Origin of the sequence: Prevotella sp. oral taxon 313 (genome assembly GCF_003043935.1) — a bacterium.
In the GTDB taxonomy this organism is placed as follows: domain Bacteria; phylum Bacteroidota; class Bacteroidia; order Bacteroidales; family Bacteroidaceae; genus Prevotella; species Prevotella jejuni.
On sequence record NZ_PYXE01000002.1, the window covers coordinates 173,689 to 198,303 of the forward strand.

Annotated in this window: 20 protein-coding genes; all 20 read right to left on the reverse strand. The window is 38.1% G+C overall.

All coding sequences use genetic code 11. The features are described 5' to 3' along the window. Entirely contained in the window at positions 1 to 1,197 is a 1,197-nt protein-coding gene (locus AXF23_RS14930; RefSeq protein ID WP_107626032.1) for a site-specific integrase, read from the reverse strand. 404 nt (positions 1,198 to 1,601) lie between these two features. Further along, positions 1,602 to 2,936: a type II toxin-antitoxin system HipA family toxin gene (locus AXF23_RS14935; protein WP_107626033.1), complete on the reverse strand. Its 1,335-nt coding sequence runs from the start codon at positions 2,934 to 2,936 to the stop codon at positions 1,602 to 1,604. Continuing rightward, positions 2,933 to 3,238, reverse strand: coding sequence for a helix-turn-helix domain-containing protein (locus AXF23_RS14940; RefSeq protein ID WP_107626034.1), 306 nt, complete (start codon positions 3,236 to 3,238; stop codon positions 2,933 to 2,935). Before AXF23_RS14940 ends, AXF23_RS14935 begins: the two co-directional genes overlap by 4 nt. A 196-nt stretch (positions 3,239 to 3,434) precedes the next feature. Then, positions 3,435 to 6,038 carry a hypothetical protein gene (locus tag AXF23_RS14945; RefSeq protein WP_107626035.1) on the reverse strand — a complete coding sequence of 868 codons (2,604 nt, stop codon included), beginning with the start codon at positions 6,036 to 6,038 and terminating at the stop codon, positions 3,435 to 3,437. A 3-nt stretch (positions 6,039 to 6,041) separates the two neighbouring features. After that, positions 6,042 to 7,175 carry a M23 family metallopeptidase gene (locus AXF23_RS14950; protein WP_158267707.1) on the reverse strand — a complete coding sequence of 378 codons (1,134 nt, stop codon included), beginning with the start codon at positions 7,173 to 7,175 and terminating at the stop codon, positions 6,042 to 6,044. A 71-nt stretch (positions 7,176 to 7,246) separates the two neighbouring features. Continuing rightward, complete coding sequence (locus AXF23_RS14955; RefSeq protein WP_107626037.1) at positions 7,247 to 9,694, reverse strand: hypothetical protein; 2,448 nt, start codon at positions 9,692 to 9,694, stop codon at positions 7,247 to 7,249. Between the two features lie 54 nt (positions 9,695 to 9,748). After that, positions 9,749 to 10,291, reverse strand: a complete 543-nt coding sequence (locus AXF23_RS14960) for a hypothetical protein (RefSeq protein WP_107626038.1) — start codon at positions 10,289 to 10,291, stop codon at positions 9,749 to 9,751. A gap of 13 nt (positions 10,292 to 10,304) precedes the next feature. After that, positions 10,305 to 11,165, reverse strand: a complete 861-nt coding sequence (traN, locus tag AXF23_RS14965; protein ID WP_107626039.1) for a conjugative transposon protein TraN — start codon at positions 11,163 to 11,165, stop codon at positions 10,305 to 10,307. 60 nt (positions 11,166 to 11,225) lie between these two features. Next, positions 11,226 to 12,527, reverse strand: coding sequence for a conjugative transposon protein TraM (traM, locus tag AXF23_RS14970; RefSeq protein ID WP_107626040.1), 1,302 nt, complete (start codon positions 12,525 to 12,527; stop codon positions 11,226 to 11,228). Between the two features lie 11 nt (positions 12,528 to 12,538). Next, entirely contained in the window at positions 12,539 to 12,907 is a 369-nt protein-coding gene (locus AXF23_RS14975; protein ID WP_107626041.1) for a hypothetical protein, read from the reverse strand. 17 nt (positions 12,908 to 12,924) lie between these two features. Then, positions 12,925 to 13,542, reverse strand: coding sequence for a conjugative transposon protein TraK (gene traK / locus AXF23_RS14980; RefSeq protein WP_107626042.1), 618 nt, complete (start codon positions 13,540 to 13,542; stop codon positions 12,925 to 12,927). Between the two features lie 6 nt (positions 13,543 to 13,548). Then, complete coding sequence (locus tag AXF23_RS14985) at positions 13,549 to 14,715, reverse strand: hypothetical protein (protein WP_107626043.1); 1,167 nt, start codon at positions 14,713 to 14,715, stop codon at positions 13,549 to 13,551. Positions 14,716 to 14,784: 69 nt separating this feature from the next. Next, entirely contained in the window at positions 14,785 to 15,531 is a 747-nt protein-coding gene (locus tag AXF23_RS14990; RefSeq protein ID WP_107626044.1) for a DUF5045 domain-containing protein, read from the reverse strand. Between the two features lie 12 nt (positions 15,532 to 15,543). Next, positions 15,544 to 16,332: a hypothetical protein gene (locus AXF23_RS14995; RefSeq protein ID WP_107626045.1), complete on the reverse strand. Its 789-nt coding sequence runs from the start codon at positions 16,330 to 16,332 to the stop codon at positions 15,544 to 15,546. A gap of 51 nt (positions 16,333 to 16,383) precedes the next feature. Further along, the gene (locus AXF23_RS15000) at positions 16,384 to 19,101 is read right to left on the reverse strand and encodes a hypothetical protein (RefSeq protein WP_107626046.1); all 2,718 of its coding nucleotides are present in this window, start codon (positions 19,099 to 19,101) and stop codon (positions 16,384 to 16,386) included. Positions 19,102 to 19,117: 16 nt separating this feature from the next. Continuing rightward, complete coding sequence (locus tag AXF23_RS15005; RefSeq protein ID WP_107626047.1) at positions 19,118 to 22,063, reverse strand: TraG/VirB4 family ATPase; 2,946 nt, start codon at positions 22,061 to 22,063, stop codon at positions 19,118 to 19,120. Then, entirely contained in the window at positions 22,057 to 22,365 is a 309-nt protein-coding gene (locus AXF23_RS15010; RefSeq protein ID WP_107626048.1) for a DUF4133 domain-containing protein, read from the reverse strand. Before AXF23_RS15010 ends, AXF23_RS15005 begins: the two co-directional genes overlap by 7 nt. Positions 22,366 to 22,371: 6 nt before the next feature. Beyond that, positions 22,372 to 22,662: a DUF4134 domain-containing protein gene (locus tag AXF23_RS15015; protein ID WP_233251356.1), complete on the reverse strand. Its 291-nt coding sequence runs from the start codon at positions 22,660 to 22,662 to the stop codon at positions 22,372 to 22,374. 164 nt (positions 22,663 to 22,826) lie between these two features. Then, positions 22,827 to 23,189 (reverse strand): DUF4134 family protein, encoded by a 363-nt coding sequence (locus AXF23_RS15020; RefSeq protein WP_107626050.1) that lies wholly within the window; start codon positions 23,187 to 23,189, stop codon positions 22,827 to 22,829. Between the two features lie 13 nt (positions 23,190 to 23,202). After that, the gene (locus AXF23_RS15025) at positions 23,203 to 23,601 is read right to left on the reverse strand and encodes a hypothetical protein (RefSeq protein ID WP_146156763.1); all 399 of its coding nucleotides are present in this window, start codon (positions 23,599 to 23,601) and stop codon (positions 23,203 to 23,205) included. Positions 23,602 to 24,615: the final 1,014 nt, after the last annotated feature.

A 24,615-nucleotide genomic window follows, 5' to 3' on the forward strand; every position in this document is an offset into this window, starting at 1 on the left:
TTATATACTTGCAAGATTATCGAGTATTTGACGGAAAGCAACGTCGGCATGCTTTCTCATTATCTTTAAGTAGTTAAATATCGGTCGGTTGTTCTTTACAGATTGCCCGATACAATACTCTAATACTTCGAGGCTAATACCGAGGTCGAAACCATGCTGAACAAATGATTTACGTGCTGTATAATAGCATACCTTTCGGTAATCTTGTATATCGATATCCTTGGCAAGGCTCTTTATTGAGCGAGTGACATAGGCGAGAAAATTCTTATAAGAGAATTTATAACCGAAATCAAGCCTGCCAGTATTACGATTCATCCATTTGCTAATTAATTCCTTTGCCTCTGGCTGGAGAGTGAAAGAAATACGTTTATCGGATAGTTTCATATTGCGTGACTTATGCCGAGTATATTCAAGAACAGATACACCACGAAAATCTATCTCGAGAAGGTCTATAAGGTTGATGCCTCCGAGATAATAGGAGAGCATGAAGATGTCACGAGCAATCCTCTGTTTCTTTAATCGTGGTTGTGCGTCTCTAATAGCTCGCACGTCTTCTACTGATATATCAAGCTCACGTTCTGGGTCTGCTGGTCGTTTCCAATATGTAAAGGGGTGTACGCTATAGGTTACGAGTTGCATTCTTATGGCACGATTAACGATTGTGCGGGTCATTGAAAGGGTCATACTGATGTATGTTTGTGACACCCCTTTTCGTTTTAACCAACGTTCGAACTCTGATATAGTAATAGTACTAATTTCAGAAAGAAATACATAGCCTCCTGTAAATTCAAAGAAGAGCCTCAACGAGTTTTGAAGCATGCCAGCATAAGAGCCACGTCCGTCCTCGATGAGTTCCTTCTGATATTGTTCTGATACTTGCTTAAATGTAACCTTTGAGGAATGAGTACGCATCGACTTTAGAAGGTCCCGAAGTTCCTTGCAGGTATAATCTTCTGGAGAGTTAATACGCTCTAATCTCTCTTCATAGTCATTAAGGAGATTACGGAGCTTAATATTAATTTCATGTGCGTTAGGAACTCTTACCACTATTCCGTTATCGAACTCTGAAAGAGCGTTAACAGAATAAGGTGTAACGATGTAATGAGTTTCGGATCGGTGACCAATGGAAATACGAATCTTGTATGAACCATCTTTTGATTTTGTGTGCTTGAGCACTGCGAGTTTGATTGTTGCCATTATACTTAATTCTTAAAACGAATAGAAAAAACTTGCTTAGCGGTCCAAATTTGGACGAAATAAGCGTTTTTTTTATTCCCGAATAGCGTAACGGCTGGGGAGTTGAAAAAGAAAAAGTACCTAAAAACCAGTGTTATAGGTACTTTTTCAAGAGGTGATTCCGTTGGGGTCTGTAACACTCTATGTAAATCCTTGTTATGAAGCTATTTACAAAATTAATCTGCTTATTCGGTATCATTATAGATACAAATTAAGGAAACAAGATGAAATTCGTACATTTTGAAGTCTTATATGTTCAGTCCCCATATAATACAATATAACCACCTTCTAATATTATATTTTTATATTACAACCTAATAAGAAACCACATAATAGTATAATTTTATATTATTGTTATGTATATATCATCTTCTAATACCCTTGGAAATACCAGGAGAAGATTTTAGTGACAAAATATTATCATTAATTTCTTCTGAGTATTCCCTTCTTACGCCTGCCTCTTTAGCAAATAATTTCCATTCTGCAGTAACATCCATCACTTCATTTATAATATTCTCAGAAAATTTAATACCAATGTTGTCTGCCACATTTTTTAAATCATTATATGTGAAATTGTCCTGTTTGCCATTGAGAAACATCTGGTGGTACTTTGTAAACTTCCCATTTTTATTGTAAGAATAACATAGGTCATATGCTGGGGCTAAAGACCATTTACCATTTCTATCCATTAAGAAAGAATGATTTTTAGTATGATCATCATGATTTCTTGCTGCAACATTGAATACCATTCGGCGAAACATTTCTTTGTAGTCAGTATAAGGAAGGTCTAATTTTCTCATGACTTCGAACAGCTGTTCGTAGGAGTGTCTCTCATCCCGATTATAATGTGCAATAGCAGCAAGTGTTTGCATGTGTATTTTCTCTCCAGTCATTGTTCGATCGAAGCGTCGTGTCATAAAATGATGACTATCTCCTTCCTCTAATAAGCGACACTCATTCATATCTATACCAGCTGCCTTAGCCATCTTATAATAAGCATACTCTATCTGCCCTATTCCTTTAGGATTTTCGCAAATTTGGTTATGTTCAAGAAACTCACCACCATCAAATTTTAAAAGCCAGTATCCAAATCCTTCTGGTGCTTTCACCTGACCAGATCTAACTTCATTCGTTTCATCATTATAAGCTATAATAGCTTTTGGCTTTGCACCTCCAGCCGATGTCCCAACCTTTAGAATGTCGATAATTCGTTTATCTTTTTGATTAAGTAAGTCCTTAAACATCTCTCTGCTTTGGAATATCTCTTTTGCTACATCTACAATAGCTTGTATATCGAGAGCACTTGACTCTTCTAGGTCTTTATAACTATTAGATGGCTCGAATTCCAATGCACCCATTCCACGCTTACCGATATAACACAGTCTATCTAAAGGTGTTACATCAGAGGTTAGTAATCCTTTTGAAGCAAAATAAGCATCGATCTTTTCTGACCCATATTTATCTGGTAATGAATCAGAGAGCATGCCAGGTAGGCCACCAAAACAATTATTGATGTTTTCTGGGAAATTATATACTCTACCTTTGGACTTTGCTAACGGCATTATTAAGGGAGAAACATTAAGACCAGAATTAATAAACTTTGGTTCAAATTCAAAGGATGCAGAGCCTCTGTTATTATCCCAAGAGGCATAGCCAACTGTCCTTCCATATAACGAAATTGTAACAACTAAATCTTTCATTTATATATATTTTTTGAAGCACGCTTACGTGTCTTACCAGAAAGTTTTTTAAGTAAGATGGGACTTATAGGGGGTTCTGGGAAAAGTTGTTCCAACCCCTCTAACATATTCAAAGCACGGAGGATCCCCAGAAGGTTCTGAAGGGATATTGACATACCTTTCTCGATACGTTGGACTACTATCAAACTTACTCCTGATGATTCAGCTAAGCAGGCCTGAGTGATGTCTTGGCGTAACCTTTCTCTTTGTATTCTCTTTCCTATCTCTTTCAAGATGGAGGGATTAGACTTTTCTTTCCACATTTTATTTACTCTTTCTACAAAGGTACAATAAAATTATAAAATCATATTACCAATAACTTTATTTTGATATAATATTATAGTTTTATAACATTATATACTAAATAAATCTACCTGTGAAATGTAAAAGCCACTATGCTGGACTTCTTGCATAGTGGCTCACTTTGAACATTAAAAAAAAAAGATCTCACGACCTCAGTTAGCGAAGAGCAACCTGGCGCTCCATGTCTTTCTCCGCTGTTTCATTAATATTGTAGTTTGTTTCAGCAGCTTGCATCTGCTGATTATATATCTTTAGAACCTTATTAGCGAGTGTATTCAAAGGTAAATACCCATCCCTATAAGCTATAGCAGCGTTCTTACTGATATTAATAACCATAGGAGTATTATCAATATCGACGAAAAGAGAAGAACCTTTAACGGCAGGGTCAGAGAGCCTTGAATCTAAAGGCTCATCTGGATAATTCCTATACACCTTGTTTTTATCTGGATTATCATAGCTAAGAAGTTCATTTCCTGCAGAATTGACTAAACTTGCTCCTCCTAATCCAACCATTAACATTTTAATAAATGGGTTTTTAACAAACATCCCCCCAAAGATTGATGCTATAGGAAGGAGGTTATTCTCGAAGCGGAAATTCTGATTCTTGCCAGTAAACATGTTTATTAGCATGTCTGGAAGCATAGCTATGACATATCCAAGATTTGCCGTCACGTCAGAAAAACTGCCTGAATTATTTTGAGAAAGAACACCTTCCCAGCCAGACACACTTCTTCCTGCTAAAGGTGGCTGAACTGGTTGATTTGAAGGTGTCTCTTTATAATAATTTACAGGTTTTTCCATCTTTGTTTTATATTGTTGAGATGTTTCGTTATTAGGAGAAGATGCTAATTGATGCGTAGGCTTCTGACTTGATGAAAAACGATTATTTGCAACATTATTATTTTTTTCTATTTTTCCTAAATGAGATGTATGTTGCATGTTGTTTTTTATAGATGATACATGCCTCTCCTCTGGTTTCTCTATCGTGGAAACAAAATGCTGCAGAGTGCGACTATTTGCTTTCTGTGTGCGAGAATGAATATCCTTGGAAGCTGCTGCATTGTAGTAATCCATTGCACGTTGCATGAGGTTAGTATTTGATATCCATTTTCCATTGACAGTTGCACCATTTGCTTTGTGTTGGATAGCTGTAATTGCTTTATGATAAAAGTAATTCCCTAAGCGCAAACATTCCTGCTTTTTGATGTTATTCATCCAAGACGGAACCTTACGAGTCGTATCAACTCTATTTCCTATGATACTTAGCATATCATATTCACGATGATCACGAAATGCTTTGTAGTTGAAAGATATATTTTGTTTCTGTATTCGTTTATTGTCTGATACAGTTGAAGGCTTTACAGAGATTGAATGTTCCTTACGAAGCTGTTGCTTCTTCTCTGCTGCATTGACATAATCAAAAGCACGTTGTGCTATCTGGTTCAATGAAAAAGTATGGCTGCCTATCTTTAATTTATCAATTCCTTGATTGTGCATGCGAACAGCATAAGATAGAAATCGAGCTCCATAACGAATACAATCTTTCTCAGAAATCTTGCTCATCCACGCTGGTACCGCAGCCGTACTTCGATACCCTATGTCATACATATTTAATGTCTTGCGTGTTGCTTCACGAGCTACAGTAGCATTATCTTTCCATCTATTTAAGAGCTTAAAAAACGTCGCTTGTGAGATAGAGTTATTGAATGAAACAGATACCTTGTTTCTCAGACTATTGTTTATAGAGTAAATATTCTGACTAGAATTACTTCTAAATTTCTTACTCTGCTTATTTAAATTATCAAGATAATTCTTGTTGCCGGCAATATCAACACTAATAGCCTCTATTGAGGTTAGATTATCTGTAGTTTCATCTTTTGACAAGCTAGGAAATAACCGAGGTAAGATAGCAGCACCCAAAGGAGAGATAAGAGCAAATCCTGGTTTACCAGGACGTAAAGCAGAAATAGTTTTCTCAATGAAACCCTCCTCAAAAGCAGTGCGTACTCCAACATCCACAGCTGTTGTCTTAGTTGCTGCTACAGCTGTCCCATATCCTCCAGTAGCTGCAAATAATGGAGCATCAATAAGTGAAGAAACAGTTCTCGCACCCAATTTTACAGCTGTATTTGCCTTGTAATTCTCAACACCACGATGACGGATTTCAGAAAGAAACTCAGATTGAGGATTAGCTGCTAGATTATAGAAACCTTTAATAAGACTATCCTCAAATCCCTTCTTCCATACATAATCCATATTATTCTTAGGCATATTATCCCTAGAGAATTTTCTAACTGTTAAATCATGGAGCTTAGCAAGAACATAATTCATAGCTACGTCTGGTACTCCATTAAACTGGCCATATTCTTCAGAAAGACTTTTATATTTAGCAGCACCCATTTTCTTAATAAAAGCTTCTCTGTATTTGGCTGTTAACAGGTCGAGGTCATCCCATAATTTATAGTTGTTAGCAAACTTTTTCCCAACCACAGTAGAGAAAGCTGAGAAATTTATGTTATTCCAATATCCTGTTGTACGCACCCATACAGACTCACCCAAATATGCTGCAGCGTCATCCATAGGATTAGCTACGCTCTTGGTGTGATTTTGTTTTATATAGTCAGAAACTTCATTGTCTGCTTGCTGCTTAACATATTTCAGTCCTTGCTCATAAACTGGAGCTATATGTTTGCCAAAATATTGATTAAAACAATATTCAAGTTCTGCAATAGTCTGATCTTTTTTGTTCAAATTACCCATATCCTACTGTTTTATACCAAACACCTGCATTTTTGCCTCTGAAACAGCTTTCCTCACATTCTGCATCTGCTTAGGAAAGAATCTTGAAAGCCAAACATCTCGACTAATCTCATTCTTGTTGAACTTTATAGCCATATCACGATTTATTTCAATGGCATTTTCCCCCTTCTCACTTCCATTAAACCATGCCTTTGTCCATACTCTACTTCCCGATGTATCAAAATAGATGCTTGCAACACGCTTTATATCATAGCTACGTATATCAGGCTGAACATCGGATAAGGGATCTACAATAAGGCCATCCTTTACTAAGGCGTTAGAAAACTCATTACATCTGTCTTTGCTCCATGTTTCTGGATACACGTTAAAACGAAGAACAACAAATGCAAGAAAATCTTCAATTAATAGATCGAGTATTTTAGATGCAACATTTACACCTTTTTTACTTAGACCAAGAGGGTTACTAACAGTAGGACATACTTCATAATAAAGATTCTCTTCTGCTGCCTGCGAAAGCAGTTCTTGTAAAGCTCTAGAAACACGATTTGATGATATATAGCTCTTGTTATTAATCTCATTATAATAGCTAGGCAACCATCTGGCCATCATTTTTTCTATTTCTTCCATTTCATTATCATAGGAAGATGGCACTATTACACCAAAATCATCCATAAAAGGTGTACGAGTCTTCTTACAAGTAGATAAATGCTTGATATTTGAATATATCATATCAAGAAACTCAAATGGATTCATATCCTTACCTTGAAAGCGAACACCTATATGAAGAAATGGACCACTAGAAGCAATGTGTTGGCTTGCCTTTACCGTATCTCCATAACTTACATAACACTCAGAAAGATGGCCATACTCTACTTCGTAATTACCATATGAAACAATAATAAACTTGTCATGAAGTCCTTCTTCCCCAGAACCTTTGACTGTACCTGTAGCTATCCCAAAAAGAGGCTTTTCAGAAAGTGCAAAGTCAATACCTCTATGAAAGAACATCTCTCCAGTGTTTGGATGTGTTTGCTGCCCATAGTCCAAAATAACGGGAACAGAGTTGTTTTCATCCAATTCGAACGGCATCATAAATCCTGAATTGGACTCCAATAGCATATCTTTTGAATATCTCATATTTGTAAGTTTTGAAGTAGATGGCATAGTTTTATTAATACTGTCCCATTGGTAACACTTATAATATCTGCTTAACGTTTCATGTGATAGGAATCATCATGTGAAGCAGGTTTAATCGACTCAACAAGGTTTTCTTCATAATAAGGATTGTAACCTCCTGTAACAGGTCCAACTCCTTGATTACGATTACGAACATTCATATCATGGAGACCATCTAGACCAAGTACGGTACCAGCAATCTTTCCTGCAATTCCTAAAGTTCCCTTTCCAAAAGCTTTCATTGCAATACCTGCTACTCCAAGTTTCCCTAACTCACTAGAATTTATCCTTCCATTTCTTAAATTATCAATAGTTTCTTGTACTGTACTGTGAGGGGATGACTGCCCAGCAGCAGGCTGTCCTGTTGCAGGATCTATTGCACGACTATAATACTTTGAATCACCAGAATTATCTAGATAATCAGTTGCTTTCTTGCCAGTATAGTCTACCGCATCAGAAACCTTATTCTTTACGCCATTGGCAGTATCAAAAGTGAAATCAAATACTTTTTGGCCATCATTAAGAACTGTTCCTGCGGCACCTTGTAACCCATCAACCGTAGTGCCAATTTTCTGTGTTGTCTCTTTGCCAAGCACATTCTCCGAGGTATGACCTAGAAGATTTGTTTCTGCTTCAATAAGCTTCCCATCTTTGCCTTTCTTTGCCTCTTGAACACCATTCAAGGTGTTATCAACCTGTTTAACTAGGCCACCATCATGAGCAACAATCTTTAATCCTACATATCCTCCTGTAACTGCAGCAACAACTCCTATTGGCTTTTTAACAATCTCAATACCAGATTTTATCTTTTCATTTTTTATCTCTTTTTCTTTTAGATCAAGTTCCCTTTCTTTTAGACCCAGTTCACGGTCACTACGTTTGGATTCTGAGAGAACTTTCTCTTTATCAATAGCATTTTTCTCTCTGCTGATTTCTACTTCGTTTTCAGCTTTGAATCTATTAAGAGAATGTTCTTCCTGCTTTGCTGCAGCTTCTGCATTTATCTTCTCTTTCTCAATAGCAAGCTTTTCTTTAGCAAGTTCTGCCTCATTCTCAGCCTTAAACTTTTTGAGAGCAGAGTCTTCCTGTTTGATAGAGGCATCTACATCAACCTTTTTCTCTTGCACAGATACCTTACTACGTTCAATAGCATTCTCTTCAGAAAGAATCTTCATTTGATTTTCCTCAGAGAGTCCTGAATACTTCCCTTGAGGGATACCTCTATTGGGAATTGAGTTTACAGGCTGCCCCTTGACTACAGTTTCATTGGCAGCCTTTTCGACATCTGGGAAGCGTGACTTAAACCCTCTGGTAATTTCTTTCTCAGTAAAGTAACCATATTTCATAGCACGTTCAGTAGCTGATTTTTCTGCATCAAGAGCAGAGAAAAGCTCCTTTTGTAATGCCGGGTTTTCTTTAACCTGTTCTTTCAATTCCTTTACACGAACACGTGCTTCAACAGCAGAATCAATAGCATTGTCTATTTCTGACTTAATAGCAGATCCATTCTTCAAGCCAGACGCTTTAGCAGCAGATTCACCTAAAGCCATTACCTTCTCATCAAGGGCTGCAGACTTTTCCATTGCCTCACGCCAAGCAATCATACTCTCGTGAGTACCATGTTTGTCAAACAGAGCTTCTGCTTTTGCGGCATTTTGTCGTGCGATCCTTGCCTCATTAACTAGGCTGTCATTTTCTTTTGCATTTTCTAAAGAAGAAACTGATTTCTTTTTAGTTTCAGAAGAAGATGATGACGATTTACTTGGCTGTGACTCTTTTTCCAACTTTGATGCTGTCTCTTTCTCTGTATGCAAAGAAGATGACTTTACTGATTTCTTCTCTACAACTGGTTCTTTTACAGAGTATTTATGTTCTTCTACTTTTGGAACAGAATGAGACTCAGCTTTCTTAGCTGCTTTTGAAACAGCTTTCTCTTTTGTTGAGAAATCTTTTGAGACTGTAGTTTCAGAATGAGAGACTTTCTTTGCAGCGACTCTATTGGCAGAGGACTTTTCGTGCGTAGAAACAGCTTCTGGGCTACTTTTATGAGATGTCCCTGTGCTATGATTCTGCGACTTAGTAGGACTTGTTTTATGACCTTCGTGAGCAAGAGACTCTGTTTTATGTGCAGTGGAAACACTACCTTTTCTAACAGATTTTACCTCTATTGGCTGTGCCTTACTAGTTCTAACCGCTGTACTGTGCTCAATAGGAAGGGGCTTTTCTATATGCTTCCCAGCGGAATGAGAAGCGGTTTTTACCTTGGGTACTTTTACTTCTGAGCGAGGAACACTTTGTTTGAAAGAAAGACTATGTGAATCTTCTAACAGATCCTTAGCGGCTGAACGTGAAGAACGCAATGCACTCTTCCCTGCTTTCGCTCCATCTTTAGCAAGATCTTCTGCAGCAGCTTTGCTTTCAGCTGCTTTCTTTAAAAGGGCTTTTCCACCTTTTGCAAGTATTTCAATAGGATTTGGCATAGCTATAATTTTTGAAGAAATTCTTACAATATTAGTATATCTTATTACTCCTTATTAGTTTAGAGGAATTTTTACTCCAACAGATAACCCTGTACGGAAAAGATCTTCCCCTCTTGCAACAACATCTTCTTTTACAAGAAAGAAGACTTCCCAATCATTATGAAGAGTATATGAATGTTCGTATCCTACAGAACCACCGCCTACAAATTTTTCTGTATCACTGCCTGCCATTCCACCAATGCGAATATTACCATGATGGTTTCGACCTCTAATGACACATGGCTTATAAGCTACACCAAACATCCAAGTATGGTAGTTGTGAAAAAAACTACGATTAGTAATCGTTCCTGTTTCTGAGTCCTTCCCATATTGAACATAACCATTTGCAAAATACTCCCATGCGTTATGATAAGAAGTGGTGTGTTCAAAACCTATAGTTGCATCTACACCATTCCTATAGGAAATGCCACCACCTGCTAAAAGGTGGTTAGCATTTGTTTGAGCATGTAGAGTTTTTGGAAATGAACAGAGAAAGAAAAGAGAAATAAGAAGGTAAACTCCCTTCCATTTCCATCCAAAGCTTGTATTTCTTTTCATAAGTGATTTCTTATTATTTACCAGTAAGTAAGATGGAACTGAATGAGTCGGCACTGAGAATATCCTCATAATCAAGATCCAATGATATAGTACGGCCACTAATTTGCTTCTCCGACAACTCTAATGTAAGTACTTTGTCATTAGGGAATGTCATCTTTTTAAGGACAACGACATTACGATAACCTTTCTTGAAACTCGTAGAACGATCTAGAACTAAGGCTGGACGTAATTCAATAGTCTGTACATTTGTTGCCTTCTCTATCTTTTTATCCTGCAGCTTAATGCGAAGTTCGTCAATGTCAAACTGTAAATTGGTCTTATTCTCTACTGAAAAATCAATAAAGAAATAGTCACCTACCACATAAATGTTGTTAAGACGCATCTTTAATTTATCTTTACGTGTTGAAACGTTACGATAATGAGCTGGGCTATTCCAAACCTTCATGGCATAACCGACCATATCTGATGTTGACATGCTGATAGCCGGATTGTGAAAGGCGTTACGCTCAATAAGTTCTACTTCTTTGTCTGACACAGCTTCGTCTACATGGGTCGTATAAACTAGGGAATACTGTACACGATAACGTTCTGTAATAACTGTTACTATGGCAAGGACATCACCATCCTTATAACCACCTTGCTTAGGCTTAACAGTAACAACATTATCTAAAGGATTAGCACCAGCCACTTTATCTGTTGAGATATCAACAAGCTGGATAGGCTCGGAGGCTGTAATGATCGTTGTGACGTTTTCATTAACAGTTATCTTTTCTACATCCATGCAGGTCTTTTGTGCAAAGGTAGAAGTGGAAAACAATGCTGCTGCAAATAGAGCAGCCTTGCGACCTATATTGAAGAACTTAAAAATATCCATTGTTTAATTTTTGAATTGTTATATATACGTAAATTCTTATACTTGAATATATGTATTTATCTATTTATCACTTGTGAAATCTGATTGTTGAAGTCCACGGCGATTACGAGTGTTATTACCAGAATCCGCAGAAGAGTTGATTAGATAGACACGTGTACCGTATTTCAAAAGAACACGGTTCTTTCTAATCCTACGCTGGAGACTGTTCATAACTTTCTGAGAAACGTTTTGAACTACTTGATTACCCCATGTCTTCAAATTATTCTGAGATGAGCCGTAACTATTTGTTAGAGAACTTGGATTTTCTGTTGCAGATTCCATTATCTCTTTGGATGTCTCACGGAAGGAACTTTCTGGGATATATAATCCTTCAAGTCCATCAGTATCATACATAGAAAGACTGATGTGTACAATCTCATCACCTACTAGAATACTCTGTATAGTACCATGGACTCGCTGAGATCCAAAGCCTCCCATAATAGCATAGATATATGTCCCTTTCTTTACAATAAGACCTTCTATATCAATATCGTCAAGAAGACGAAGACGTACACGACTTCCTTCTGCTGCTTTTATATTCTCATCAATTATAGCAGTAATAAGAGATGACTGTGTCTTACCAGAACGAATTGTATTGAAATAATCCGAAGCTGCTTTAGCCTTTGTTACAGCAAGAGGTTTATCCTTTACATCTTGGATTGAAGATGTTGGTTGACCTCCCTCATTTTGTGAGTACCCATTGCCAGTCCCCTTTCTTGGTCTATTTGGAAGTGGATTACCATTTGCATCAAGCCCATAGGACTCATAAAGCTTTTTCATAGCGTCATCTGAGTCATCACCATACAAATCATCCTCCATCTGACTCAAAGCATTCTGGCGACGTTTATGCTGTACTCTCTTGATGTCGGACTCACTGATGGGAGAAGAGAAATCACCACCTCCTGCAGAAGTATTACGCTGTACACGATTCTGCATAGCACGAAGCTGTTGTAACTCTCGTTGGTCATTCTGCTGCTGCTGTAATTGTTCAAGATCACGACCAGAATAACGTGACTGATAGTCAAGTTTCTTATTAACAGAATCATTATCGTTTTCTACACTATTCATAGCCGTAGAATCAGATATCATACCATATTGGTCTTCTATATTTGACTCCTTATCTCCGAGATCAGCTGAAATATTTGCCTCAGGTAAATCACTCTGAATATAATCGTTCCGCTGAGCACCCTTTGCCTCCTCTGGAGATGAGAACATACTTGTTATTGCATAGCCTACAAGCAACAGAGGAAGATAGAGAAAGGCAGGGAAGACATATTTCGGCTGACGAAAATTTATGTGTATATCTTTCTTAAATAGTTGCATAATAATAGGTTTTATTCGCCATAAAGGCGAGGATTACCGTGACGTATAATATCAGAGGGCTTTGGAGATGCCTGTCGACGCATAGCTGAATCAACTCTCTGAACACTCTGGGCTGGCTGGTTTGAATGGCTGGCACGATAACTCTTAACCATTCCTATTATATTTAATGAAAATAATAGGATGACGATACCAAAGCTAATGAAAAGGAAGGCTTCCTTATTTTCCTGTGCAAAGATAGTAATCCTCGCACTTAACCATCCTAAACCAGATGCACTCGCAAATTTGCGACCTGCCTCTACATCACGTTCATATTTCTGCTTATATTTTGGATCATTCTTATCAGGCATTGGCTCGCCCATGATGATTTTCTTAATTCCCATAATAATTTTCTTTTTGATTAAAAATCTGTTTTTGCTTGTTCCTCTATGTCTTGGTTCTTTAACGTCCTCCAGTTGATGATGAGAAGGCCATGAGGATTGTTAGGAGAACGAGGGATACGTTTCAACTTACCTGCAGTGATAAGAGAACGATAAAGAATACTTGTACGGCGTTCTATCCTTTGCCGACCATAGTAGATGAATTTCATACTCTTCTCGTCAAACTTGATAGAGTCACAGAAGATACTACAAACAGTACTCGTACCTATCACATTATTATAAAAGCCTTTTTCTTTCAGCGCATTATATTGTGCTGCACCTGACTCATCAACAAGGTAAAGAGCTTTCTTAATCGTATATTGAATATACTTATCGTCTGGAGAAAGTGTGAAAAAGAGGTGATGAAACAACTCTATATCACTCTTTGCCTCGATACTGAGATTGACATCCTGTTCGGTCTGACGAACAAGGACAGGAACATTACCGTCAAGAACATAAATCTTCTTGTTGGCATCTGCTACCATGCCTCTTGCTATCACAATACTGCCAAGGCTAACAACAACACTGGCAATGATAACCAGGGTACTAATGGTTAGGCATAGCTTTATCTTATTTTCTAAATTCTGTAATACTGGCATAGTATATTACTTTGTTAAACCTCTTGTAATACCACGACTGATAGACTGTGCTACTGAACGCATTTCTGCTGCCACACCTTCTCCAAAGTTTCGAGTAGAGAAAGCTGTATCACCTTCTGGAATCATCCATGCTGCAAGGTCAGGAACAAGATTAAGACACTTTATTGCAACACAACTAGCAACAAGAAGGTATCCTGATGTCATAAGAGAACTATTGACATAAGCAGAAAGACCTGCAGAGGCTCCACTGGTGATAGCTTTAAGATTCTCATACTGTATTGAAAGTACTATATCAAAAAGTAGGAGAACATAAAAGCCTACGAAGAATAACATTGCACCATAGAAATGGACGGTGAGATACCTCGTAATCCATTTAGCCCATGCACCCTCCCATTTCGGTAGAAGGCTAAATGCCCATTGGATAGGTCCAAAGATAGTCAGCATACCAAGAAGTATCTGTTGACAATATATCGTAGACCACCACCCTATTCGATAAAGGAGAATGGCAAGGAACATTACAACCTTATCCAAAGCAACAACGGTTCCTGCAAAGACTGCCTTACCAGCAGCTTTCTCTACATTGATACGCTCCTTAGTAGTTGCCTCTGTACCTATGTGAGAATTTAGCGCATTCTCTTTATTTGTATTATCGAGTACTTTTGCTGCAACGCCAGTCAGAGCTTGTGTGTTGATAGACATTGTATCACGTTTCTCTACAAGAGGAAGGAGTTTCACGTAGGTCTCTTTAACCTGCGTGGCTTCGGAATCATAGAGTGCCTTTGTATATCCACCTATCATATTAGGAATGTAAGCGAGGACATCTAATACACTAAATCCAGAAACACTATCTCCTAAAATAGAGAAAGAAACATTCGGATACCACATCGAGAGTACTGCTGCTACTCCAAGTACACGAAGCAGCTTCAATGGGTCTAATCCTTCTCCTTTCACCATCATTCTATAGGCCATCCCTGCTGCCATGATAATAGCAAATAGAGCAGCAAGGGCCATAGACATCTGGAGGATCCACCAGAAAGGACCATGCTGACCTGTGAAAGAGGGATCGGTCAAAAAGGAGTTTGTTGCAAAAACAACATTGTCAATCTCATCTTCAAAAAGATTGGCTCCCAGTGTCGTACTTGACAGTTGGTTGAGGGTTTCATTTAAGTCCATAATAGTTTGTTTTATGCCTTTCGGCGGTTCATGTTCAAAGATATTTATCTCGAATATTTAATTAATTAATTAATTGCTTTTCCACCTATCTTGCCATTTGAGTAAGACACGAGCTGCAATGGCTGCGTGATCAATGTTTTCAATTGGACGTGCATTTGCTTCTGCGTCTTGCATCTTTCGGTAAGCATAGAGGAAATCTATACGTGATGTTAATTCTTCATTTAACTGCTGTGCTTTGGAATATATACGTGTATATTCACGCTGACGTTCTGAGTTCGGAAGGTAGGCTTGACGAATACAGTTTACAGAACCTTGTAGAAGATTATACTGATTTTGCCACTCCGTAAACTCCTTCTCCGTTCCAAACGATGATAGACGTTGAATATTAGTCTTCATAATACCAAGAGCTGCAGTGATATTCTTACCTGCTCCTTGATACCAAACAAAATCAGCAAGCGGAGTGCGCTCTGCCATATCAAGAGCAGCTATCTTAGCCCTTCTCTTAAATATAGAATCAATACTTTCTGCATACTCGATTTCTTTCTTTAAGTCTACCATGTATTTTAGACGTGCTGGGGCCTTACTAAATAGATAAGCCTTTTTCTGATATGAACTATGTAGAGTCCTATAAAACACATTAGGCGTAAGATGACCTGCACCAGTCTCTGATACTAAAAACTGCTGCATGAAGGACTCGTCATGATTGTAGGTCTGCTCAACAACTGCTGACACAATGCTTGATGCGCATAATAAAAGCAGCAAAAGAGAACCACGAGAGATCCAAACACAAAGGATATTCATTTTCTTATAATTCATAACTAAACGAGATTAGCTCTCCCAAGGAGAATGATTGTCGTAACTAGCAGCAAAAGGATTAGCCTTGCCTCTTGCGTATTCTGTATCACGCCCTGACATAATACTAATAGCCTTGTTCTTCCAACGTGAAAGGGCTTCATCACAAATCTCACTTGTAGGACGAGCTTTATAAAGACCTTTACCCCACCCCCATGTACGTAAAAGCATATACGACCTAAGTCGCTCGCTACCTGCCATGAGGTTGTTACCAAGCTGCTGTAAGTTGAGATTCAAACCTGCTAAAATGAGTTGCAAATTCTCAGCTTTACAAGGAATTTTACTAGAGCAAAAAGTTCCTATCATGATAAGAGTACCATAAACATCTTTTGAGTCCTCTATAGCTTGGCTGATAGTCTCCTCGCAGTTTCTTATGATATAGGAATCTGCTGTTGAGATACGACCTGTATGAACTATATAGTCTCCATACTCTTTGAGTAAAGTGCGATATTCTTTGATGCTCTCCTTGACAGTGCCATACGTCCGCATAAACTGACCAACTGTTGAAGCACCTGTGTAAAGAACATCTATATAATCCAAACAACGAAGATATTTGTCTAAACACTTCTCAACCTTTTCGTAGTCTATGGCCTTTTCATTGCTCTCTTTGTGAACACCTCTGTTATAAAACTCAATGGCTGCACGAGAGAGATTCATAGAACCTGCTGACCTGCTTTCTTCTATAACGGCTTCGACACTTAGAACATCGAAATTATACCCCTTTGCGGATACCTCTGAACAATGGAGAAGAAGACTGAATGCCATAAAAAAATACACTCTTTTCATTACCATATCATTATCAGTTAAATTTTATATTTATTGAGAAGCAGGGGAGACTATGGGTCTACTGGCTAACTCATGAATGTTAAGACGCTCTCCCTCTCTTGACTTGGAATACTTTGTACTATCATTACAAGACCTCCATCTTTCAAGACAGTCTAAAGAAAGAGTACTCTTGGCATTGACAGATACTATCGAGATTATCTGCTGCTTTAGGAAATCTTTGATGCTTGTTTGCACCTGATAATATCCTAAAAGAAATTGCAGATCGGAGTAAATCTTCGAAAGACGACTGTCTATCTCACTTGCTATGGCAAGACGATCGCTAACCCAAAGCATATGTGCTGCATCATCAATTTCATTAAGACTATCCTTATCCTCCTTATTGTATTCTACCTTGCAAGTGCAATTAGGATTATTCTGGAGCCAGTAAGATAGGCGATTATTAACATTATCAGCCTTTTCTTTATCAGACCATTCTTTGTTAAGCTGCATCACCTCCACAACATCTGAATGAGGGCTCTCATTCGTGAGCTTCCAGTCAATGTTTAACTTCGCTCTGTGAATACGAATACCAATAAAATATTGTGGACCAGAATATAGAGTAAGTTCTGCCTTAAATGTTAACTCACCAAGATTTTTATAGTTGGCTTTACGAGTATAACGGTAACAAGAACCATCACTTGTATCCCACTGCCCTTCGCCTTTCCAAGTGAGACCAAACGATGACTCTAAATTCTTCATTATCGCAGGGAGTCTATTGCCTCCATCTGTCGTATCGTCATAGTCTTCTTTAAGCTCTTCACGCTTAGCCTTTAAAATGGCAGCCTGTTCATCAAGGGCGTTGTACTGCGTCTTAAGAATTTGTATCTTATCGTCTAACTCCTTTATTTTCTTTCGTAACTCTTGATATCTTGTGTAGTTCCCTCGACGAGACTCTTCTTGCATAAGGTTGAATAAGCTCTTGTATTCTATTGTTAAAGCATCTATCTCTTGTTTCTTTTGACGTTTCTCTTTTGCATTATCTTCTATAAGACGGTCCATTGCATCGAGATCCTTCTTTAAAGAGGATAGGTTTAACTCTGTCTCCATTGCAAAAGATATGGATGAAGAGGAAAGACTACGACCTTGGTCGCCATTCTCCTTCCATTGTAAAGAGGCAGAAGCAAGTTTCTCTCCTGATTGACAATCAAGAGTAAAAGTAGCAGTACTGGCTTGAGATAGCTCGGATGGAGAGGCTGCCTGGTAAGGAACAGGACTGTCATAACCAATTTTATATATTTCATCCTCTGTTTTACTATTGAGCTCTGCAAGTTTCATCTTCATCTGTTCCTCAAAGACTTCTTTAGTCATTGTACGACTATCGAAAACAACATCATAAACCTCTGTTTTTGTATTCCATGTATCTATGACCTTAATACTATACGCATAAAAATCTCGAAAGTAATAATGACCATGATGACGACGCCATGTACGACGCTCAGTATGGAAAATATAAGAGATAGTTGCAGAATGACCAGGATGGGTACTATTATAGGTCTGTACTTTCTCACGTGACCAACCTGATATGCTTTCTGAACGTTGTTGCGCCTTTGCCTTATCTTCATTAGAAACAGCATGTTTTGCAGAATTAGCTCCACCTAAAGTGCTATAACTATCAGATTCATAATATGTCCACTCTGGCCAATCAGAAGGATCGTCATGATCGATTGCACCGGCCTTTGGATTATAATCACAAAGAACCTTTGTACCTGCATCTTCACTGTATATATAATATCGCTGTGTAAAGTAACCATCTGACTCTTTTTTTGCGTAATCAGCCATATAGGTATTCACGTTATAGTCTGCTATATGAAATATACGATCAGCTACCTCATGCCCATTGACCTCTATGAGGTTACGAATAGTATTCTTTATTTCATTGATGTTCGTAAGTCGCTGCATCTGCTCACGGGTCTCCCTAAAGCCTTCATAGAGGTACACAGCGTCAGTGTACTTCATCTTCAATGCTTTTACTATCCTTGATTTAGGATTAAGTTGCAAAGCAAGATCATCAACACCATGCCAACCACTAGACGCTATACTTACACCTGCTTGCGCAACATCATACAAAGCTGCTTGTAAGTCCGTCTCATCAAGGTCTTCAAGACCTTTCGTAGATGTAAGATCATTAATCTTTTCCTCATAGTTCTTTAAATCCATCTTCATTGGATTAACAAACTTCTTTAAATCTGGAGCAAGCTCACGGAAACGGATACCCTCAAAACCAAGTTTGCCATTTGTACAGACTGACTGGAAAAGCTTACAGAGTTCAAGCGTCTCATCGCAAGTCTGGAACATATATGTTCCCCAATAGAAAATCTTTTCTGGTGACTTTACTAAATAAGGAGCTAACTTACTGACACTATTACCTATACCAACAGCCGTATCGAAAATATGCCTATAATAAAAATACTCTTTGGAAGAGGTAAAATAACTTGTTGGATCACTCAAAGCCTTATGCTCCATGTATTCTTTCAAATATATACCAGTAGAAGCAATAGCTGCTGACTTGTAATTAGCAAGTATCTCATTGAGTGCCTCATTGGAAGCCTTTTCTGTTTCATTTTCTGCAAATAATGCTGCTACCATAGCTGCAGTGGTTTTATAATCGTAATTGATAGAAACCCATGAAGCAGCATAGCTAGACCTCACAGGTAAAACTATGAAGATCATAACTAATATAAACTGTAAATGTAACTTTATATGCTTCATTGCTTTATGATATATTCTAATTTGAAGTAATGCTCTTCTGGAGGTTCAAAGGCTTCCCTTCTGCTAGCACCTTCTTTGAAAATTCAAGAGATTTCTTAATGCCACTACGCTCCCAATCACGGCAGAAAGCTTCAATAGCGTGCTGATAATCAGTAGAGAGCATACGCTTATATAATTTCAAAGCTTCTTTCTCTGCTTTTTCGGTCGTATATGCCATATAGCACTCACGAGGCTCTTCAACACCATAAACATCACCAGTGATGCCACGCTTGATATATACTTCTTTGAAAGCACTCCTATCACCCTTATTATCTAAACGATTAATAGTGAATATTTTTTTACAGTCTATGTCTGTAAGCGCAAGGACTGTCTTGATTTTATCAAATTTCTCTTTATACTTATTCTGGTCAAGAAGCATAAACACATCAGAGTTATTGATAATAGCCTCCTTAACAATTTCACTGGAGGTGACATCCTCGATCTCTTGGGTGACAACACCCACCATTGCCCAGTGCTTACGAGCGGTCTTATAGAGATACTTGATATACTCTGCCATGGTTGGAGTAGCAATGGCTTTCCACGCTTCCTCAATTACAAGACATTTTCTACCTTTCTTGATACGCATCTTCTGTGTGAATACGTCCATAATAATTAGGACTATGATAGGGAATAAAACAGGATCATCCTTCACCTTATCTATCTCGAAGACAATAAACCTTTCGTCAAAGAGAGAAGAATCCATATCATTATTCAAGGTAACCTCCATTTCACCACCTTTGTAGAATGGTTTAAGAATAGCTGCGAAGTTGTCAATGTCAAAAAGAACATTTTGTTCACGCATGATCTGAGGTATGCGCTCCAATACATACTCGTAATAACTATTGAAAGAGAGTTCTTTTACTCTTAGTTTCTTGCGACGTTGTTCCATACGGTCAATACGTTTATTTAATCTCGCAAGATACTTTCCCTCTACGACCTCTGGAGTAAGGCGTTGAAGAGCAGTCATTGCGGATTCTTTTTCACCTGCTGTGGCTGCAGCATCTTCTATTACATTCTGGAGTTTGGTACGTAATCTCCTATTTCTGTTACGCTTAGCCTCACGCCGACGAAGTTCTGATTCGATCTCATCCGAATCACTATCTACATCTATATTCCCTGTTTCGTAGAGTTTCTCTAACTCATTCTCATACTTTTCATATTCTCCATTCTTCTTATCAACTAAAAGAAGTAGATCTCTAATAGTTTTACGCTCCTCTGCGGTGTAACCTTCAAATGGTGTGAAGAACTCTCGATAGTATTCTATGATTGTTTGATTGATAATAGTTTCTTCGAGTATTGACGGTTCCGTTTTTCCTTTGAAGATGAGGAAAATAAGTGAACGAAGAAAACCTTTCTTTTCATTAAAATTTTCGTTATACTCTGCCTCGGTGACTTTGAATGGATTCATGGAGATAGGATGCTCCTTGCTATAACTAATATACGTTCCTTCAAAGATATTGCAAAGTCCTTCGTAACTATCGCCTGTATCTACGATAACACAATCTGTATTCTGCTCATAATACTGTCTCATAACAGTATTCATGAAGAAACTTTTACCAGAACCAGATGGACCTAAGACAAAGAAATTACTATTATCGGTATACTTTATCTTGCCTTCCTTTCCTGTAGTATCAACGACTAAAGGCACACCTTGACGGTCTGTGTACCAACATTTCAATGGACTCTCATCACCCTTCACTTGACTCTCTTTATACATAAGACAAAGAGCAGCTTCACTTAGTGTAAGGAAACGATCATAGTCCTTGTTTAATTGAAAACAGTTACCAGGAAAGCATGATACAAACAGCTCTAACTGATTGTAGGCACGACGAGATAAATGGATGCCTTGACGATCAAAAATATTCTCTAGATGATTGGTAATTTTCTGTAAGTCTTGTGTTGCGGGGGCAGCTACGATCATGTTATAATGAGCATAAACGAGCTGCTTTCCTTCACGTGCAATAACCTCTTGTACTTTCTTTATATCTTCAACACTAACTTGATTTCCTGGACTCGGAAGTGAAGCATGGCGATTCTTTACCTTATCAAGTCTTGATAACTCGGATTTTTGGTTCGGAATAAAGATAACTTGATTATATATGACGGTGTCTGCACCAGGAATACTATCAAGAGCACTGAGAAGGTCTACTGGCATGCTTGTATTGTTGACATGGAGGTCTGTATAAGGACGAAGAACACTTGGGAGACCAACATCATCAACATCCAAGAGACTATACACTTTACAATGACGATCACCCATACGGATACTTTCATTATCAACTTTGAAATCTGTCATAGAAAAGACATCATCACGGAAATTGACTGCAAAGAAACGATCCGCATAGTCACGACACTCATTAACACCTAGGAAGGATGCTTTGATGCCACCATCATGAAGCTGGTCCATAACCTTAGCTACTTTAGTCTTAAAAGCACGCCATACTTTATCATCAAAAGCCGAAAAACCTGTCTTCTTATTATTCTGAGTAATAACAAGATAAGTTGTAACATCTGTATACAATCGGCCAGAAAAGAATTTAAGGTAGGCTGAGGTAAGAAAGCCATAATGAACATCTTTGCCTGCTGCCTTCATCATGTCAAAACGACGACGTACAAAAACATCCTGCTTATGTAAAGCAAAACCAGTACCTAATGTCTGAAGTATATTGCTGAAGAGTGTATTATAAGAATAATAACCATCAATATCTGCTGAATACTTTCTGACTGGATTTGTCATCTTTATAACAGCAGAGAAATTACCTTTCTTTGTATAGACAACGGCAAAATCACCTGCATCTTCTATACTATAGTAGATGTCGGAGAAAATTCTTGAGCGCTTTCCACCTGTACCGAAAAGACGAATTGAAAGAGCCATCCCAAGAAGAATCGAACAAAAACAGAAGATTGCAATTAATGTCACCATTTTCTATAATAACAACGTGAATGAGTAAATATATAAAGACCCTTATACTCTTTCTTTGAGTGAAGACCCTTTTTCTGTTTGAGCATTATCATCACACCACCGTACGAAAGTACGGCGGTAGCGATGACCAGGGCAACTACATACCCGAAAAGCAGGTAGCCCCCGAGAAAACCTACTATACCTCCTAGGATGGTTCCCGCCCCCCAGTAGATATAGCGACCACGGAGCATCATAAATTCAAGAGGACGTTGAAGTCCCTTAAAAACTGGATAGCTCGGATTTTCTCGGACGACCTGCTTCATGACTGATTATAAACCAAAGAACTGTGGGAGATAAGTTGCTGCTGCGATCAAGAAGACACAGGCACCAACCACCATCATTATCTTCTTCTTCACGTCTTGCTCCTCGTTGTTCATGGCTATATAAACACTGATAGCACCAGCAATAGCCACGATACCTGCAAGACCATAACAGAGGTTACGCACCAGAGGAACGTAAGATTTCAAGTCTGCAGTAACGGAGGTGAAGGCTTTTGTACCTGCTGAACCAGCAGATGTCTGAGCCATAACAGAAGTTACTGACACACATAACAACAGCATCAAAGCTGTACGAACAACACCCTGATGGTTCTTAACAAAATTCTGAACCCAGATTGCACCTCTCTTTGCAGAAGAGGTTACTGATTTAATGATTTCCATTGTTTTGAAAATTTTAATTAGTTAATTAATTGATTAATGATGTTATATTATAATAAAACACTTTCTTAAAGGCCATTGACATGAAGAGGTTCAAACCCAAAAAAGGATGGCATAAACATAGTAGAGAAAATTAAGAATAGGACTGAGCCGATTAGTATATAAACTGATTTCAAGAATCCTTCCTCGCCTGCATTAATTTTTATATATATAGCTGTAGCACTATACAATGAAAGGATAGCAGCTAAAGCGTAAATTAATAAACCAAGACCTTTGGCTAAACCTAAGACCCAAGCTGTCATCTCAGATAGACCACCATAACCACTGGAATAGTCCGTAGAACCAATTGATGTGGCAGCGGAAACCGTGGCGATATCTGTAAAAAGAGAAATCATCAATAGAAAAAATGATTTAGAAAATAATTTCTTCATATGATAAGATATTTTAGATAGTAGTGATTATGTGGCGGAATAACTTACGTGAACTATCCATTGGCTCCAAAGATGCTTCAAACATTTCCTCCTCGTTGTACTCCTCTTGAAACTCTTTCGTGATAGCTTTGCCTTCTGACTTGGCAGAGAACATTTCAAAGTAAGAAGAGACTTCATGTATCGAAGACTTAGAAAACTCTCCATTAGAATCTTCTGATAAAGTTTCACTTGTTGACATAGATTGTTCCACGGGATAAGCAACAGGAATTTCATCTCCATGCCCTTTTATCTCGTATCCACCATCTTCTCTTTCAAGTACCTGGTCTGGATTCTCTACAGTTCCTGCACCACCGCCCACTTTAAACTCCTCTACTCCATCTGTCTGACGAGCTTTCTTACCGTATATATCCATAAGGATCATCACAGCATAATAGAGCAGATAGAAAAATGTAAGACACAAGAAAAATATTCCAAATGATCCCATATAGTTTCTTTATTTTTGTGACAAAGGAAATAAGTTTAACAGAAAAAAGGAAATAACAAATAGATTAGTTTCTAAATTAACAATTCAGTAGGAAATTATCTTTTTTACGATATACGAAGTATGAAAAAACACTTTGGTTATAAAACAATATTATAATAACTAATATAGTAGTATCAAGTCAAATATTACCGTTATAGCTATTAATTAAGAAATTATTAAAGCCAATGAAATAATAGTGCTTCAGAAAAATGGTAATTTGAAGGAAAAAATGTAACTTCGCACACGGTAGGTTATTTTGTAATACGCTACTATTATAGATTGTTTTATCCCTCCTGCCTCCTACAGGAGGGATTTTTTGCTGCTCCTTATGTCGCAGCCTTCGGATGAACCATTCAGCTTCGTCCGCTTATAGGTATCTACGATAATTTTCTACACCTTAACAGGTGAGCTGCCCCCTCCGCATATATTCCTTACAGAAAAGAACGTCACAAAGACTATGCCTTTGGACACTCTTTTCTGTAAGGAATGAAAGCGGGTCTCCCTTCCAATACTCTACAGGGAGACTACGGGAGAAAGGTATGGAACACACGGCTTAGGCACGTATGCTGTCGCTGAGTGTCCCTAACGTTTCTACACAGCACGCTTACTCTGCGTCCTGTGTATTTGCCTTGCTTCGCTAGTGTACCTCCTGGTAGCAGGAACGCACGTATCTCATACAGATTACGCAGAAAGCCTAATTACTCAGACTTTCACTTCATCTGTATGAGCGTGCTTTTCCTTACTACCCTACAGTACACAAGCTACGCAAGAAACCCTTAAAACGGTCTGGGCCGTTTTAATCCCATAAAAGACACTGCTTCTTCTCTTACAGAGAATTCAACAGAGACTTTTAAGGGACTCTGGGAGAGAGGTAAGGACGGTGCCTTTTTCTCACCATGAAAA

Bases quoted from the DNA above. Each gene is read 5' to 3' on its own strand.
- AXF23_RS14955 (WP_107626037.1), bottom strand. From the start codon at position 9,694: ATGCCAAATCCTATTGAAATACTTGCAAAAGGTGGAAAAGCCCTTTTA.
- AXF23_RS14995 (WP_107626045.1), bottom strand. From the start codon at position 16,332: ATGGCATTCAGTCTTCTTCTCCATTGTTCAGAGGTATCCGCAAAGGGG.
- AXF23_RS14975 (WP_107626041.1), bottom strand. From the start codon at position 12,907: ATGGGAATTAAGAAAATCATCATGGGCGAGCCAATGCCTGATAAGAAT.
- AXF23_RS15010 (WP_107626048.1), bottom strand. From the start codon at position 22,365: ATGAAGCAGGTCGTCCGAGAAAATCCGAGCTATCCAGTTTTTAAGGGA.
- AXF23_RS14945 (WP_107626035.1), bottom strand. From the start codon at position 6,038: ATGGGTAATTTGAACAAAAAAGATCAGACTATTGCAGAACTTGAATAT.
- AXF23_RS14985 (WP_107626043.1), bottom strand. From the start codon at position 14,715: ATGGACTTAAATGAAACCCTCAACCAACTGTCAAGTACGACACTGGGA.
- AXF23_RS15005 (WP_107626047.1), bottom strand. From the start codon at position 22,063: ATGGTGACATTAATTGCAATCTTCTGTTTTTGTTCGATTCTTCTTGGG.
- AXF23_RS15015 (WP_233251356.1), bottom strand. From the start codon at position 22,662: ATGCTGTTGTTATGTGTGTCAGTAACTTCTGTTATGGCTCAGACATCT.
- AXF23_RS15025 (WP_146156763.1), bottom strand. From the start codon at position 23,601: ATGGATATATACGGTAAGAAAGCTCGTCAGACAGATGGAGTAGAGGAG.
- AXF23_RS15020 (WP_107626050.1), bottom strand. From the start codon at position 23,189: ATGAAGAAATTATTTTCTAAATCATTTTTTCTATTGATGATTTCTCTT.
- AXF23_RS14940 (WP_107626034.1), bottom strand. From the start codon at position 3,238: ATGTGGAAAGAAAAGTCTAATCCCTCCATCTTGAAAGAGATAGGAAAG.
- AXF23_RS14930 (WP_107626032.1), bottom strand. From the start codon at position 1,197: ATGGCAACAATCAAACTCGCAGTGCTCAAGCACACAAAATCAAAAGAT.
- AXF23_RS14935 (WP_107626033.1), bottom strand. From the start codon at position 2,936: ATGAAAGATTTAGTTGTTACAATTTCGTTATATGGAAGGACAGTTGGC.
- traM (WP_107626040.1), bottom strand. From the start codon at position 12,527: ATGCAACTATTTAAGAAAGATATACACATAAATTTTCGTCAGCCGAAA.
- traN (WP_107626039.1), bottom strand. From the start codon at position 11,165: ATGGATATTTTTAAGTTCTTCAATATAGGTCGCAAGGCTGCTCTATTT.
- traK (WP_107626042.1), bottom strand. From the start codon at position 13,542: ATGCCAGTATTACAGAATTTAGAAAATAAGATAAAGCTATGCCTAACC.
- AXF23_RS15000 (WP_107626046.1), bottom strand. From the start codon at position 19,101: ATGAAGCATATAAAGTTACATTTACAGTTTATATTAGTTATGATCTTC.
- AXF23_RS14960 (WP_107626038.1), bottom strand. From the start codon at position 10,291: ATGAAAAGAAATACAAGCTTTGGATGGAAATGGAAGGGAGTTTACCTT.
- AXF23_RS14950 (WP_158267707.1), bottom strand. From the start codon at position 7,175: ATGAGATATTCAAAAGATATGCTATTGGAGTCCAATTCAGGATTTATG.
- AXF23_RS14990 (WP_107626044.1), bottom strand. From the start codon at position 15,531: ATGAATTATAAGAAAATGAATATCCTTTGTGTTTGGATCTCTCGTGGT.